At 55.4% G+C, this 13,305-nt stretch carries 17 protein-coding genes; 3 read left to right on the plus strand and 14 right to left on the minus strand.

The window, feature by feature from the left end; translation table 11 throughout:
• Positions 1-102 precede the first annotated feature (102 nt).
• Together ACFFSY_RS23810 and ACFFSY_RS23815 are read right to left on the minus strand one after the other, a co-directional pair.
• A complete protein-coding gene (locus ACFFSY_RS23810) occupies positions 103-672 on the minus strand; it encodes a hypothetical protein (RefSeq protein ID WP_377498792.1) in 570 nt (189 codons plus the stop codon).
• Positions 673-843: 171 nt separating this feature from the next.
• Complete coding sequence (locus tag ACFFSY_RS23815; RefSeq protein WP_377498794.1) at positions 844-2,241, minus strand: MFS transporter; 1,398 nt, start codon at positions 2,239-2,241, stop codon at positions 844-846.
• Positions 2,242-2,396: 155 nt separating this feature from the next.
• On the opposite strand from ACFFSY_RS23815, the gene ACFFSY_RS23820 reads away from it, so the two are divergent.
• Positions 2,397-3,266: a helix-turn-helix transcriptional regulator gene (locus tag ACFFSY_RS23820; protein ID WP_377498796.1), complete on the plus strand. Its 870-nt coding sequence runs from the start codon at positions 2,397-2,399 to the stop codon at positions 3,264-3,266.
• A gap of 41 nt (positions 3,267-3,307) precedes the next feature.
• Here the strand turns inward: ACFFSY_RS23820 and ACFFSY_RS23825 are convergent, their stop codons facing one another.
• The 4 genes from ACFFSY_RS23825 to ACFFSY_RS23840 all read right to left on the minus strand — a co-directional run bounded on the left by ACFFSY_RS23825 (position 3,308) and on the right by ACFFSY_RS23840 (position 6,261).
• Positions 3,308-4,204 carry an AraC family transcriptional regulator gene (locus tag ACFFSY_RS23825; protein WP_377498798.1) on the minus strand — a complete coding sequence of 299 codons (897 nt, stop codon included), beginning with the start codon at positions 4,202-4,204 and terminating at the stop codon, positions 3,308-3,310.
• A 97-nt stretch (positions 4,205-4,301) separates the two neighbouring features.
• The gene (locus ACFFSY_RS23830; RefSeq protein ID WP_377498800.1) at positions 4,302-5,000 is read right to left on the minus strand and encodes a DNA alkylation repair protein; all 699 of its coding nucleotides are present in this window, start codon (positions 4,998-5,000) and stop codon (positions 4,302-4,304) included.
• A 69-nt stretch (positions 5,001-5,069) separates the two neighbouring features.
• Positions 5,070-5,600, minus strand: coding sequence for a histidine phosphatase family protein (locus tag ACFFSY_RS23835; protein WP_377498802.1), 531 nt, complete (start codon positions 5,598-5,600; stop codon positions 5,070-5,072).
• 112 nt (positions 5,601-5,712) lie between these two features.
• Positions 5,713-6,261 carry an NUDIX hydrolase gene (locus ACFFSY_RS23840; RefSeq protein WP_377498804.1) on the minus strand — a complete coding sequence of 183 codons (549 nt, stop codon included), beginning with the start codon at positions 6,259-6,261 and terminating at the stop codon, positions 5,713-5,715.
• 175 nt (positions 6,262-6,436) lie between these two features.
• Here ACFFSY_RS23840 and ACFFSY_RS23845 point away from each other — a divergent pair, with 175 nt between their 5' ends.
• Positions 6,437-6,877: a cell wall hydrolase gene (locus tag ACFFSY_RS23845; protein WP_377498806.1), complete on the plus strand. Its 441-nt coding sequence runs from the start codon at positions 6,437-6,439 to the stop codon at positions 6,875-6,877.
• Between the two features lie 112 nt (positions 6,878-6,989).
• Here ACFFSY_RS23845 and ACFFSY_RS23850 read toward each other — a convergent pair whose 3' ends face one another.
• The 6 genes from ACFFSY_RS23850 to ACFFSY_RS23875 form a co-directional block, all read right to left on the minus strand.
• Positions 6,990-7,499, minus strand: a complete 510-nt coding sequence (locus ACFFSY_RS23850; protein WP_377498808.1) for a hypothetical protein — start codon at positions 7,497-7,499, stop codon at positions 6,990-6,992.
• Between the two features lie 181 nt (positions 7,500-7,680).
• Positions 7,681-7,974, minus strand: a complete 294-nt coding sequence (locus ACFFSY_RS23855; protein WP_377498809.1) for a hypothetical protein — start codon at positions 7,972-7,974, stop codon at positions 7,681-7,683.
• A 202-nt stretch (positions 7,975-8,176) separates the two neighbouring features.
• On the minus strand, positions 8,177-8,359 hold the full coding sequence (locus tag ACFFSY_RS23860; RefSeq protein WP_377498811.1) for a hypothetical protein: 183 nt from the start codon (positions 8,357-8,359) through the stop codon (positions 8,177-8,179).
• A gap of 123 nt (positions 8,360-8,482) precedes the next feature.
• Positions 8,483-8,920 carry a rhodanese-like domain-containing protein gene (locus tag ACFFSY_RS23865; protein ID WP_377498813.1) on the minus strand — a complete coding sequence of 146 codons (438 nt, stop codon included), beginning with the start codon at positions 8,918-8,920 and terminating at the stop codon, positions 8,483-8,485.
• A 131-nt stretch (positions 8,921-9,051) separates the two neighbouring features.
• The gene (locus ACFFSY_RS23870; RefSeq protein ID WP_377498815.1) at positions 9,052-10,281 is read right to left on the minus strand and encodes a cytochrome P450; all 1,230 of its coding nucleotides are present in this window, start codon (positions 10,279-10,281) and stop codon (positions 9,052-9,054) included.
• Between the two features lie 372 nt (positions 10,282-10,653).
• A complete protein-coding gene (locus ACFFSY_RS23875) occupies positions 10,654-11,535 on the minus strand; it encodes a TetR/AcrR family transcriptional regulator (RefSeq protein ID WP_377498817.1) in 882 nt (293 codons plus the stop codon).
• A 145-nt stretch (positions 11,536-11,680) separates the two neighbouring features.
• Here ACFFSY_RS23875 and ACFFSY_RS23880 point away from each other — a divergent pair, with 145 nt between their 5' ends.
• Entirely contained in the window at positions 11,681-11,833 is a 153-nt protein-coding gene (locus tag ACFFSY_RS23880) for a hypothetical protein (protein WP_377498819.1), read from the plus strand.
• A gap of 122 nt (positions 11,834-11,955) precedes the next feature.
• On the opposite strand, the gene ACFFSY_RS23885 is transcribed toward ACFFSY_RS23880, so the two are convergent.
• Together ACFFSY_RS23885 and ACFFSY_RS23890 are read right to left on the minus strand one after the other, a co-directional pair.
• Entirely contained in the window at positions 11,956-12,579 is a 624-nt protein-coding gene (locus ACFFSY_RS23885; protein WP_377498821.1) for a hypothetical protein, read from the minus strand.
• Entirely contained in the window at positions 12,576-13,055 is a 480-nt protein-coding gene (locus ACFFSY_RS23890) for a helix-turn-helix domain-containing protein (protein WP_377498823.1), read from the minus strand. Before ACFFSY_RS23890 ends, ACFFSY_RS23885 begins: the two co-directional genes overlap by 4 nt.
• Between the last annotated feature and the right edge of the window lie 250 nt (positions 13,056-13,305).

The raw sequence follows: 13,305 nt of genomic DNA on the forward strand, positions 1-13,305 counted from the left end.
ATCGCTTACTTGGATAACTAAACAAAATCGCCTGGACCTTCTGCGGAAGGTTCAGGCGATTTTGTTATTGGCGGTTCGCTTATTCGCATCCAGCGCAACGGCTTACCGCAACGACTCCAAATACTCGCGCATTAACGTATCCGATATAGCCAGCGCCTCGTCGCGCGTCGCGGCAGGAGCCGAGATCGCCATGCCGTTCTCCGGGTCCCAGACGGTCTGCTTGTAATTTCCATTGGAATCTGTCATACGGTTCGCTAATAGCAAACTTACCTGGGTGAAATCTTCATTGGCAAAGATAAGATGCGACTGGTAAATTTCTGTTCTTACGGGAGCTCCTTGCCCGCCGTTCACAAGATAAGGATAAGACATAGCGCCCCAGCCTTCTTTCGCAAAATGAATCGTCAGCTTGCGCTGATCGCGCGGGACCGGAATCTGCTCGCCGGCGACAGTCGCTTCGCCTTTAAATGTACGTTTCCCGCTTAGGCTCGTATACAACTTTCCTTGCAGAATAACCACGGCTGGTTCCGTCCCCGCCTTCACACCATCAGTCCCAAGCCGGACCTTCACCCCCGTCAGCGTCATGTCGATGGAACGGGGAATCATCCGATCAATCATCCACATCGCGCCAATTACGAGAATCAGCATCCCGATGGCTGTCATTCGCCTTTTCATCCGTTAGCAAGCCTCCTCACAGTCCACCCGACATGGAAACTTCCTCCATGTGGTATTTAACGGACCGTACGTCTTGAAGGTTGCATGCCGCTGGATAGCTGCCTCAATCCCCCCCACGAATCATGACGGGAAATCTGCACCGCTGCTCCCTGTACTGGTTAACAGCTTGATCTACACTGCCTTCCCTTTCTTACTGCTGCCCATGAAGAAGAACGAGAGCAGGCTGCCCCCGAGCAGAATGATGGTGGTCAGCATGAGCGCGGCGTGCATGCCGGAGACGAACGATCCGCTTCCGTCGATAATCGCGCCAAGGACGGCAACGCCCAGCGTCGCGCCGAGCTGCCGGCTTGCATTCAGCGCTCCCGACGCGGCGCCGGTCAGCTCCTTGGGAACGGAGGAGACGACAGCGGTCACGAGCGGCGGGATCGTGAACGTCACCCCGAAACCAAACAGCAGCAGCCCCAGAATCGTGCGAAGATCGCTCGTATGAACATCGACACCGACGAGCATCCACGTGCCGAGCGCGCCAAGGCCAAATCCGATCGTCGTGAATGTTCTCGCCCCGACGCGAGGCACGATTCGCCCCACCCATATCGGGTTGACGACCATCGGAATCATCATCGGAAGAAGGGCGAGGCCCGCCGAATAAGCCGATAATCCGCGCAGCTGCTGGAAAAATAACGGCAGGACGAACAGAATGCCCGAAAGCCCAAGGTTCATGATCATCCCGGCAATCATGCCCGCCGAGACGGCAGGATTCCGGAATAACTGCAGCGGGAGCAGCGGCGACTTGCCCCTCCGCTCCACGATTACGAAGAGCACGGCGCTGGCCAACGCCACGCCGAACACCGTCACAATGACGGCTGAGCTCCATCCGTACGATCCCCCTTTCATGAGTCCGAAGGACAAGGCGACAATCGCTGCAATGGCCAATACTTGACCGTTCAAGTCCAGATGTTGGCGCGATTGAGGACGTTCTCTCTTGGTGAACAGCAGCGTCGTTGTCAGACTGATCAGAGCAAGCGGCACATTCAAGAGAAAAATGCTGCGCCAGCCAACCGAATCGACCAGGATTCCGCCTACTACCGGACCGGCCGCAAGCGCCATGCCAGTAAATGCGGCCCATATGCCAAGCGCCCGAGCCCGCTCCTTCGGATCCGGGAAAGCATGGGCAATGAGGGTGAGCGAGGCCGGCAGCAGGGCCGCCCCTCCCGCGCCGAGCACGATGCGCAGGGCGATCAGGGCGCCCAGCGAGGAGACCGCCGCCGATAAGGCCGACGCGACAAGGAATAGCGCTGCGCCCCCAATATAGACGCGTCGGGCCCCCAGCTTATCCGCAATCGATCCCATGGATAATAGCAAGCCCGCGAATACGATCGTGTAGGCGTTCACGATCCATTGTAGGCCGGATATGCCGCCTCCCAAGTCAGCGCGAATCGCGGGCAGCGCCACGCTTATGATTGTCGTATCGAGAAGTACCATGAAATAGCCGAGCGAAATGCCGAATAGCAGAAGGCCCTGGGCCCGGTTCCCGGTCGCTTTCGTCCGTGCTTCTAGTGCGTTGTCCACGATGAAATTCCCCTTCCTTCCAAATCGAATGATCTACCGCTCTTCCAGAACCAGTGTATAATTAGGCACATGCGAGAACGAGTTGAGCGTTTATCCTAGGAGTCGTACTCCTACATTCGAAATCGACAAAAGGACAAAAGCGAGGAATGAAACCTATGGAGCAAGCTGCTAAGGAACGGCTGCATGAGCTGGCTCAGTTCCTGAAGACGAGGCGAGCCCGCATATCTCCCGAGCAGGCCGGCTTGCCTACTGAAGGCCGAAGACGCACGCCTGGACTGCGACGAGCCGAGGTCGCCCAGTTATCGGGCATCAGCGTAGATTGGTACACATGGTTAGAACAAGCGCGAGACATTCAAGTATCCGCCCAGGTGTTGGAATGCATCGCCCGGACGCTCCGGCTCGACGACAACGAACGCAGCCACCTCTTTCTTCTGGCGTCTCAATCGCTGCCGGCCGAACGGACGCCAGCCGAGAGCGTGATTCCGCCCACCTTGCAAAGGTTCCTCGATCAACAGGAGGCAAGTCCCGCGCTCGTGACCGATCCGCGGCTGGATATCGTGGCGTGGAATCCGCTTGCGACCGAGATTTACGGCAATTACGGGGCGATGTCTGCGCGCGATCGCAATGCGGTCTGGCGGACATTCATGTCGCCGTACGTCCGGCAGCTGCTGCGGGAGAACTGGGAGAGCCACGCCCGGCACCGCTTGGCCTCCTTTCGGGCCAATTATGGCAAATATCCCGGCGATCCGTGGTGGATGGCATTCATCGAGGAGTTAAATCAAGCAAGCGAGGAATTCCGGGCATGGTGGCCGCAGCATCACGTCATGAGTGGGCCCGAGGGACAAAAGATCAATTATCATCCGACGGCCGGGCTGCTCATTTTCGATCAAATCTCCTTCCAAGTGACCAATGCTCCCCATCTCACCGTGACGATCAATGTACCGGCGAACGACGACACGATCGCCAAAGTCAAGAAGCTCCAATCCCGTGCCGGCGGTGAAAAGAAAAGGCAGCCGATCGTCTGATCGACTGCCTGAATCCTTATCCGCAACAAACCGATGGCCTGTTACGCTTTGCGAACCGCGAACCAAAGCTCGACATAATTAAGACCGTCCTTGGCGCCGTACATTTCGAACTCGACTCCGTCCACTTGCTCGTAACCCGCTGTCGGGAGCCATTCGGTGTAGAAGCGGCGGTACAGCGTTTCGATCGTGTTGCCGAATTGATCCCATGTATGCGGCTCCGACGGGAAGATCGCCCACGTATGCGCGGGAATCGTCACCGTAGTATACCCGTCCGTGTCGCTCGCTTCGTCCTTGAAGGCGCACAGCATGTACGGGAACGTATCCGGTCCGGTCTTCCGGTAGCTGCACACGGCATGGACGGGATGCAGATACTGGCCAACGAACGATGGCAGCTCGCCCGCCCGCGCTTCAAGCCGCTTCACGTCCCCGTTCGCGTGATGCCGCTCCCACAGCTGGGCAGGCGTCTGCGGCGCCTCCCCGCTTCCGTCGGTCCGGAATACGCCCTCAATGCCGAACACGTCAAAGCTCCCCTTCGTCTCGATCCGATAATTCATGGCCTCTGCCCCTTTGATCGTGATAAGGAAGGACAGCCGGGGGTAGGCTTTGAGCGCGATCCCGTCCTGACGGGCCATCGCCGGCGTAATCCCGTGCAGCGCATGGAACGCCCTTGCGAACGAGACCGGCGATTCGTAGCCGTACTTCATCGCGATATCGACCACTTTCGCAGACCCGCCATCTTGCAGCTCGAGCGCCGCAAGCGTCAGCCGTCTGCGCCGAATATATTCGGCCAGCGTCACGTCCGTGATGAACGAGAACGTCCGCTGGAACTGGTAGGTCGAGCAGCAAGCCATGCGAGCGACTTCGCCCAGCTCAATCTCTCCGTCCAAGTTGGCTTCGATATAGTCGATCGCCCGGTTCATTCGTTTCAGCCACTCCATCGCCTTCCCTCCTTTCGCCTTCAGTATAGCGGGGGCGGAGCGCCGCTTCGCAACGATTCGTGCCCGAATAAGTTGCCAGGCCGGGCGCAATCCGATCCTAACACCTCACATATTTGCGTTTGAAGCCAAGCCTCCCGCGTTCCAGCTCCTTGCGAATCGACTCGGAAGCATGCAGCACTTTCTTGCTCCGCGCAAGTTCAACCCCGCCTACCGCCTCGGCCGTCACGACCGCCTTGTCGTGAAGCGGCACATAAGAGATCGCCACCGTGTAGATAAAATTATTCATCGCGGATTTTACCCGATCCGGCGCATCATGGATCGTCTGCTGCGCCAGGTCCAGCAAGCCGGACAGCTTGCTTGCGCTGAACTCGCTGTCCTTGCGACTGCCCAGCAGCCAGCAATAACAGCTCCACCCGGCCGACCGCCGGAGCTCTTCGTCGCTTGCGATCCATCGATCGGCGACCGTCTGCGCGATATCAGCCTCGGCCAACGTGACCGCGACGACGTAATCCGAGAGCATGTAGAAATACGCTCCGTCCATCCAACGATCGAAATCGGCCTCCGTCATCGTTTTCGGATCGGCAATAATGCCGGCGAAATACATCGCATCGTAGTTCCCCGTCGCGTACAGCTGCTCGGCCAGCGGCTGATTGAGCTTGATCTGCTTCGCGAGCGGCTTCATCGCGCCCGTAGCCACGCCGAATACCGGCTCGTGAGCGCCATTGCCCATATACATTTTCTTGAGACGCTCCTTGCCCAGCGCTTCTAATTCCTGCATGACCGTATTGAAATCCATCCTCGCATGCTCCCTCTCTTATCCATAATTTGTCCTTGCATTACTCACGAAGCTATTACTCTTGTTCTCTCAAGGCTTGCGTGGATATACGTTATATTCGCCGTTACCGGACGAGAATCTAAGAATGTTGCCGTCCTCGGGGATACCGTTGAAATAAGCGCCGATGCAGCCCGTCGTACATCGGTGTCCGGCGATCAAGATGTTAACCTCGCGGTCTGCATGCATGGCCGTCAGTTCCTTCATGAAGGTGAAGATTCGATTGACGAAAGCCGGCACTTCCTCAACGCCTTTATAGAACGCGGGATCCGGCACGATGCCCTTCATTCTGACTTCTTCTCTACGCAACAGATCCGCCTCGCCGAGATCAAAGACATCCAACCTTTCATCGATCACAGGTTGTAGGCCTGTTGCGATTGCCGCCGTCTGAACCGCTCTTCGTTGAGGCGAGGTATAGACGTAATCGAATGCGATAGATGCCAGTTTGTCTCGAAGTCGTTCCGCTTGCTCGATGCCTGCCTCGTTAAGCGGCAAGCCCGATCTGCCTTGGAGCTTTCCTTCTTTGTTCAGATCCGTTTGACCGTGCCGTACGACATAAATCACGCGGCAGCCCTCCTTGGTTTCGCCTTTCGCCACACCATGTTCTTCATCGCTACGTTGTTCCGCACGCCGAGCGTGCTTTTGCCCGCGCCGGACATCCCGACCTGTAAGATATTCATCGGCTTCCCTCATTCCGGGGACCCGCCTTGCCCAGCAGCACGCGGCTCGCTTCCTCCAAGATTCGCTTATCGCGCATGACCATGAACCGCAAAGCATAATCGTCGCTATCCCGAAGCGAGGCGTCCAAGGCGTCCAAAGCCTGGCCGACCGGCATCCACACCGCGTACATCCCCAGCTCCGTTTCGTTCTCCGTGAGCGCGGCTGCGCCCAATTGGCGAATAGCCCTCGCCATGTAGCAATAAGACCGCTGCAGGAACCCGGTGCGCTGCTTATGCTCGTCCACGATGCCCAGCGCATGCGTAATCTCCGCCTCGAAGCCGGTCTCTTCGCGGATTTCCCGGATAAACGCGGCCTCGATGTCCTCCCCCTCGTCGACTCCCCCGCCGGGCAGCTTGTATACATTCACGGTGGACATATACATCATGGCCACCTGCATGTCATCCTTCCACAGCACGCCGCGCGAAGCATGTCTCGACACTTGTTCCAGCTCCGCGGCGACGTCTCCCGTCACCTTGAGATCGGTTATTCTCGCAAGCAGCTTCATCTTTCCGTCCTCCCTTATTCCGTAGTGCTCGACGTTAACATGATGGCCGTGCCGTCTTGGACGCATAACGATCCCTTACCTGGACATCTTTTTAAGAACTACATAACAAAACCGTCGTAACAAATCCGTTGCCCGACAATATGATGATGATAGAACAATGTAGCGAGGTGAACCGATGGCAGTCGTTAAAGCCAGGAGCGGAGATATTGACATGTTGGCCAGGTTGCTTCGAGCCGAGGCTGTGGGTGAAGGCGAAATGGGCATGCTCCTTGTCGGGAATGTCGGGATCAACCGGATAAGAGCGAATTGCTCTGATTTTAAAGGACTTCGGACCATACCCGAAATGATTAATCAGCCGCATGCGTTTGAAGCGCTGCAACATGGCATGTATTACGAGAAGGCTAGAGACAGAGAACGCCGTCTAGCGCAAAAGGTTGTAAATGGAGAGCGGTATTGGCCGGCCAAATATTCCCTTTGGTATTTCCGTCCCGGAACGGCTGAAAATCCCCTGCCTTGCCCGCCGGTTTGGTATAACCAACCGCACGTAGGACGATACAAACTTCACTGTTTTTATCAGCCGACGGGGGAAGAATGCGAAAGTGTATATAATTTCTAACCTGAAGATCCGCTTCAATAGCGGATCTTTACTTTATCTCTTACTAATTCGATTGTTGCCAGCCGATATTCCTGCAATTCAAACAGCCCTCTGTTCAATCGTGAACAGAAGGCTAATGAGCCGAGATATTGGCATAGTCCACTCCTCCATAAAGGATAAGTTCATCGTTCTCGACGCGAAGCGGATGCTGGGGATGTTGGCCGATGCGCGAAGAAGGCGGACCGGATTTCAGGTCGAACGCAATCGGGAACGCCTGTCCGCCCTCGATGCCCAGCAGATAAGTCTCGAGCGCATGACAATCCGTATAACGCGGAACATAGGCAAACAGATTGGTATCCCCCAAGGTGATCATCTGCAGCTTAACCGGTTCTTCGGAAGGTTGGATGATTTCGAAGTCGACCGGGAAGGTTACGACCTTGGCAGAAGGTCCGCCGGCTGCGGGTTCCCACCAAGCTTCATAGTTTCCCGTCCAGCTGAGGTCGGTCTCCAGCCCGTAGCAGCTCGGCGCCCCCAAAGGGCGTACGTTCGCATTCGAGTCGGGCTTGATAAGCAGATGCCCTTCGGGATGAGTGCCGATCGCGCCCGCTTCACTTTCACGACCCGCATCCCCCCTTCCAATCACTTCTTATTCAACATCCAGACGCATTCAGAACAGACAATGTTGCGGGTATTCGCTCTTCCTCGCCAACGCAAAAAGGAGCAGACTGCCGCGGCAATCTGCTCGTGAATGGTTCGTGCGCGTATTACGCACACTTCTCGAAATCTGACTTCGCCATAGAACAACATAACTATACGGCTTCCACTTACTCGAACGTCGTGCCCAGTTCCTCGTTCACGGCTTGAACCAGCTTCGCCTTGGCCTCCGCGATGAGCGGCTCGGCTTGCGGCAGCGCTTCTGCCCCATCCTCCAAGTAGCGAACTTCGGTGCGAATCTCCTGACGATCCTCGTCGTAGATGACCTTCACCGCGATCAGATCGGTGACGTCGCCAGCCTGCTCGCCGACATGCTGAATCTCTGCTTCCCAAAACTCGTCGCCGTCATCTGTAATCCCATATTCGATGCCGTCATGAATCTCTACTTTATGCCAGTTGCTCATGCGCGACCACCTTAATCCTCATTTATTTACTTGGCTTAATTATAAACGAGAGCGGGGCTGGAAGAGAACAGCCATTCGTTGAAAGTGCTATCAATTAATTTTATGTAACCTATAGATGACGGTTATTACAAGGAAATTACCCCCATGTAGGCTCTTCCGAGCAGACAGAAGCCCGGCCGCCATGGCCGGGCTCTCCTGCCGATCAATTGCGGAAGAACGGCGGCGAGTAGCCCGCCTCCCGCACAATACGCTCCTGCTCCGACTCGCCATGGAATTCGCGCTCCATGGCCAGATTAGCTTCCTCCGCCTCCGCTTCTTCACGCGCCTCGATGACCGCTTCTATTTCATCGTAGACAGGCGAAGATCTCACCGGTTCCTGCTCCATTCGCTCATCCTCCTTCGCAAGGGGCGCACCTAGTTTTCCCAGCGCAGGAGACATCATGCAGACTCCGTCGTTCCATGCAAATGACGATGCCAATGGAGCAGGTAACAGCGGGCTTTCTCATGCTCAGCCGACCATGTTCGCCGAATGACCGAGCGTGCCCGTCACTTCATTGCCTTCCTTCCGCCAATATTCGATGCCGCCGAGCATTTCTTTCACCCGGAAACCAAGCGCGGACAGACGTGCCGCTCCCTTGGTCGCGCCATTACAGGCCGGGCCCCAGCAGTAGACGACGATCGTGCGATCCGTGGCGAGAGCCGCGGTCGTCTCTTCGCTGATCTGACCGGAAGGCAAGTTGATCGCGCCCGGAATATGGCATTCTTCATAAGCCTTCGAGCTGCGAACGTCGATTAGCACGAAATCGTCGAGACCATGCTGCCTGTCGTAGTGGACGTCCGCGACGTCCGTCTCCATGGCGAGCTTATTCATATAATGCCGATGAATATCGGTCGGCGACGCAGCGGGTGTCTCGAGAACAAGGGAATGAAGCGATTGTGTTGTCATAGGGATAACCTCCGAATGGGATGATGGGTGATTGACCTCACTATAGCACGGCCCCCAGGATCGGCGTTATCGATAGAAATCTATGCGACACTTCAATAATTTTGATCATTCAATCATTCGATCGTTCGTCGTTACTGCATGACCCTCATCGGCAGTTGCGTGAGCGATTGGCCCGGCGCCGATGTTACGAGGCTCTTCTCCAAATCGAACGCCACCGGCTCGATACGGCGGAAGCGCTGCAGGAACGCCGTCAGCGCGATGTTCAGCTCCAATCGGGCCAGCGGTCCGCCCAGACAGAAGTGCGGACCATTACCGAAGGTCAAATGCTTCTTGCTGTTGCCCCGGTGGATGTCGAGCGTGAACGGATTGGCGAACATCTGCTCATCCATGTTGGCCGCGCTCATCCACGCGATGACGACAGCGCCTTTCTTCATCTCTACGCCCAGCACGTCGGTGTCCTGCTTGACCGTCCGATCCCGCTTGGAAATGTGGAACCGGTACCGGAGCATCTCCTCCACCGTCTGCGGGACAAGCCCCGGGTCGCCCTGCAATTGCTCGTACAGCTGCGGATCATCGTAGAGCAGCGAATAGAAGAGGCTGGCCATCATATGGCTGGTCGTCTCGACCCCCGCGCCGAGCAGCAGCATCGTCGTGCGCACGACTTCGTCGTCGTTGAACCGCTCGCCCTCGATGTCGACCTGCAGCAGATCGGAGATGATGTCATCCGCGGGATCGGACCGCTTCCGGACGACGATCGGGTACAAATACTCGTAATACTGCTTCGCCGCGGACATTTTGCGCAATTCCGTCTCCTGCTCGCTGCCTTTCTCCAGAGGCTGGAACAAAATATCGACCCAGTTCTTGAACAGCGCGCTGTCATCCGTCGGCACGCCGAACAAGTCGGCCATGACCATGGACGGCAGCGGCGCGGCCAACGTCTGCACGAGATCGACCGGGCCGTCCGGCTTCATTTCTTCGACCAGCTTATTCGCGATTTGCCGGATGCGAGGCTCCCAGTTGTCCAGCGCGCGAGGCGTGAACGCCGCGGAGATGAGCGAACGCCGTCTCGTCGACTCGGGCGGGTCCTTGAGCGTCAGGTTGATTTTGTCCGGGATGCCGCCCTCCTTGTTCTTCGCCCCAACCGCGATCGCCGTTCGCTCGCCTTCGCTGGAGAAGATCTGATGATTGCTGAGCACCTGCTTGACGTCCTCGTACCGGAACACGTTCCACGTATCCGTCGCCTCATGGTAATAGACCGGATGGTCGGCCAGCATCCGCTTGTACCATTCGAGCGGGAAGAATTCCTCCGATCTCGAGCGGAACGCCGTAATGTCTTGGATCGATATGACTTTGTTATACATCATTGCACCTCCGTCATTATCGCGATTGCAGCAACGCGAGCACTTGCATCCTCTAGCCATTCCCATTTTATACGACCCGTCTATTTCACGTTAATCCAACCAAACAACCAATCTCGAAATCCTTTTAATGTAGGTAAATTGACTATACGATTAGTACATTTCGCGGTTGAATCCAGATTGAACGGCTGCCGTTGCCTTCATACGGCGAAGCGGATTTCATGCCAAAGACATACAAGATGTTGGATAAGCGCGAAACTTATCCCTTCTTGTATGTCAAGGTGAAGCGGTGATAAGCGTGAACCTATATGCTTGTAAGGCATGCAAATAGCCGGCATAGCGCCGGCTGTTCTTCTTCGAAATGTCGATTCCGCTCTATTCATGTTCGCGCTGCTCTAGATACCACCAGCAGCCTTGCGCGATTCGTCCTGCCTCCCGCCTTAGCTCCTCCGAAGCGAAGCTCTGGCCGAAGGCATGCAGCACCGCCTCCATAACCGACACGTTGAGCTCGTCCGCCGCAAGCAGCTCCAGCAGTCCTTTGGTCAACTCCTTCGCCTTGAGCGACTCCTCCGACCGCTGGACGGTCCGGTCAAAGGCGCGAAGCTCCTCGGTAATGGCGGCCTGATCGGGCCGCTTCGGGTACTCGCCCGAGCTGATGCGCGATAACGTCGTCAGGTCGAATACGTGCTCTCGCCGCTCCCGCATCGCGCTTAGCACCAGCTCGATATGCCGGAGCAGCTTCGGCACGGCCTCCTGCCAATCGGGATCGGGACGATGAAAATTCCGCCACGTGTTGGCGACTTGGTGCAGCATGCCATAGAACAATACCGCGCCTTCGTACGCATACGGCCGAATCGCTTCCCCGTACAATCGGACGAACCGCTCGGCCAGCCATTTCAACTGAACCCGGCCCAGATCGGCCGCCTGGATTTCGCCGGAATAGAAGCCGGTCCAGAACAGCCCCCACACCCGCTCCTTGTCCGGCGAGGCCATCGGCACGGCGATCTGGTCCACCAGCAGCTCGAAGTCCGATGCGTAATCGTTCGCCTCCAGCGATTTGCGGATATGCAGATCCTCCTGCAGCCGCTGCTCAAGGATGGCGTGGAAGCATTCTTCCTTGGAGTTGAAAAATTTGTAGAAGGTCCCTTTCGACACGCCGGAGCGGTCCAAAATCATTTGGATGGTCGTGCCTGCGTACCCTTGACCGATAAACAGCGTCAGGGCCGTATCCAGCAACATTTGCTTGCGACTGCTCATGTTCGTCTCCCCTACCGACAAATACATGCATTCTGGTCTGATTGTACCACCAGGCAAGCCGAGCGAATAGATCGCCATGCACATGCATGATCAATCCCTCCGCATGACATGCTAATGGCAAATGCCAAAACATGGAGGTCATGGAATGACAACGTCAAACGAGCATGCGGAATCGCCCGAACCGATCGGCCTGGAACAAATCATGGCGGAAATCGAAATCAATTTGGAGGGCAAACGTTCCATTACGAATGTCCCGGCAAGCTCGGTGCTGGATGCGCCGGAGATGGACGAGCCTTGACTAGAAGAAGCTTTTCGCCCCGCTCTATTTTGTATGTTGAGAATCAATCAGTCGCTAGCAAAGCCCGGATAACAGAAAAAAAGACACCCCGCATCAGGGCATCTTTGGAATAAGGGCTTGTACTATTCATAGTCGCTTGAATCACGATGAAGAGAAAAATGGTCAAAACGCCGGGCATCATGGGACTTCATCACGCGAATCTTACCGAGCGCATCGATAAAATCCTTCATGTTCGAGCTAACCAACAAATCAATTCCTTCTATTAAGGCCGCCGCCATAATCGGAAAATCGAGCTGATCTTTCAACCCTAAGTGCTCTACGCTGTGAAGCAGTCGGGTTTCGATCACGGACTGCCCCCAATCTGACCAGCCGTACTCTGCATGTAGGATCGCGAACAACGTGTACTTATAGTCCAGATCTGCCGGCCAAGCATATGCCTCTAGCTCAGAAAGGAAATCGAAATCGAATAGAGTCGGAAATGCTTCGAGCAAGTACATGACTTCAGAATGCGAAAAGGCGTAGTTCCTCACCTTCTCGCCAGCGTCATTAATGCGGTTAAGACGGCCGGCGCGCAAGATTCCGTATAATTCAGCTTGAACCGCCTTCGGAACAATAAGATCAATGAGCTCCTGTTCCGACTGCCAGATCAAGTCATCCAAGTAGTCCAGTATTTGCTCTTGCCCCATGATGAGCGCCTGGACGAAAACATTCGTATCCCAAATAATGCGGACTCGCGTATCGGTCATGTATCGCCTTCTTCTGACCGAAAGACATCCGAAGGATTGCTAAGCTCCAACCGATCCGTTCCCAATATTGCGCGCCCCCGCTTGCGAAACTCTGCAGTAGCCGAACCAACATTCTTAAATTGAGCTTTCGGAATTCGAATGTCGCGGCTATCCTCCAAAGTCCGCTCGAATTCAATTTTTCCACTATGGATCCATTTATATATAGCCTGCTTACTAATTCTGAAATGAGCAGCGGCCTCCTCGACAGTAAAATACTCTCTTTCTTCTTGTTGCTTCAATTGTGGGAGGTCTATTGGCGAACCACTAACCACGAAGTTATCTTGATTTGCATCGTTTCCCTGCTCATCATCCCGCTCAAACAAGATCTGATAGACCGCGCGGATCTCCTCAGGCGTAAATGTAACATTCATCGGACTATTACTGGACAGCAACGGCTCGAGTTTACGCTTCACAGTATCGACCTTTAACCGTGTCATGCAAATCCCTCCTTTATAGATATTATACCTTAATTCAACTTATTTAACCTATTACTCTGATTAATTCTCTCACGCCCAAAGTTAGATACAGATACCCTAACCTAGATACAAGTCGCGATGCGCAAAAAGGGGGTGTCCCAAAAGTCATCGAAAAGATGACGTTGGGACACCCCCGTTTTCAAATGCAATGTTTTGGTTACCGCATCCACTGCGCGGTCGCATGTTCTTCCGATCGCTGTTGTTCCCGGAT

Origin of the sequence: Paenibacillus aurantiacus (assembly GCF_042431225.1) — a bacterium.
Classification (GTDB): domain Bacteria; phylum Bacillota; class Bacilli; order Paenibacillales; family Paenibacillaceae; genus Paenibacillus_Z; species Paenibacillus_Z aurantiacus.

What these genes read in the sequence shown, in the direction of transcription:
- ACFFSY_RS23810 (WP_377498792.1), bottom strand. Translation starts at nt 672, where the DNA reads ATGAAAAGGCGAATGACAGCCATCGGGATGCTGATTCTCGTAATTGGC.
- ACFFSY_RS23820 (WP_377498796.1), top strand. Translation starts at nt 2,397, where the DNA reads ATGGAGCAAGCTGCTAAGGAACGGCTGCATGAGCTGGCTCAGTTCCTG.
- ACFFSY_RS23825 (WP_377498798.1), bottom strand. Translation starts at nt 4,204, where the DNA reads ATGGAGTGGCTGAAACGAATGAACCGGGCGATCGACTATATCGAAGCC.
- ACFFSY_RS23830 (WP_377498800.1), bottom strand. Translation starts at nt 5,000, where the DNA reads ATGGATTTCAATACGGTCATGCAGGAATTAGAAGCGCTGGGCAAGGAG.
- ACFFSY_RS23840 (WP_377498804.1), bottom strand. Translation starts at nt 6,261, where the DNA reads ATGAAGCTGCTTGCGAGAATAACCGATCTCAAGGTGACGGGAGACGTC.
- ACFFSY_RS23845 (WP_377498806.1), top strand. Translation starts at nt 6,437, where the DNA reads ATGGCAGTCGTTAAAGCCAGGAGCGGAGATATTGACATGTTGGCCAGG.
- ACFFSY_RS23855 (WP_377498809.1), bottom strand. Translation starts at nt 7,974, where the DNA reads ATGAGCAACTGGCATAAAGTAGAGATTCATGACGGCATCGAATATGGG.
- ACFFSY_RS23860 (WP_377498811.1), bottom strand. Translation starts at nt 8,359, where the DNA reads ATGGAGCAGGAACCGGTGAGATCTTCGCCTGTCTACGATGAAATAGAA.
- ACFFSY_RS23865 (WP_377498813.1), bottom strand. Translation starts at nt 8,920, where the DNA reads ATGACAACACAATCGCTTCATTCCCTTGTTCTCGAGACACCCGCTGCG.
- ACFFSY_RS23870 (WP_377498815.1), bottom strand. Translation starts at nt 10,281, where the DNA reads ATGTATAACAAAGTCATATCGATCCAAGACATTACGGCGTTCCGCTCG.
- ACFFSY_RS23875 (WP_377498817.1), bottom strand. Translation starts at nt 11,535, where the DNA reads ATGAGCAGTCGCAAGCAAATGTTGCTGGATACGGCCCTGACGCTGTTT.
- ACFFSY_RS23880 (WP_377498819.1), top strand. Translation starts at nt 11,681, where the DNA reads ATGACAACGTCAAACGAGCATGCGGAATCGCCCGAACCGATCGGCCTG.
- ACFFSY_RS23885 (WP_377498821.1), bottom strand. Translation starts at nt 12,579, where the DNA reads ATGACCGATACGCGAGTCCGCATTATTTGGGATACGAATGTTTTCGTC.
- ACFFSY_RS23890 (WP_377498823.1), bottom strand. Translation starts at nt 13,055, where the DNA reads ATGACACGGTTAAAGGTCGATACTGTGAAGCGTAAACTCGAGCCGTTG.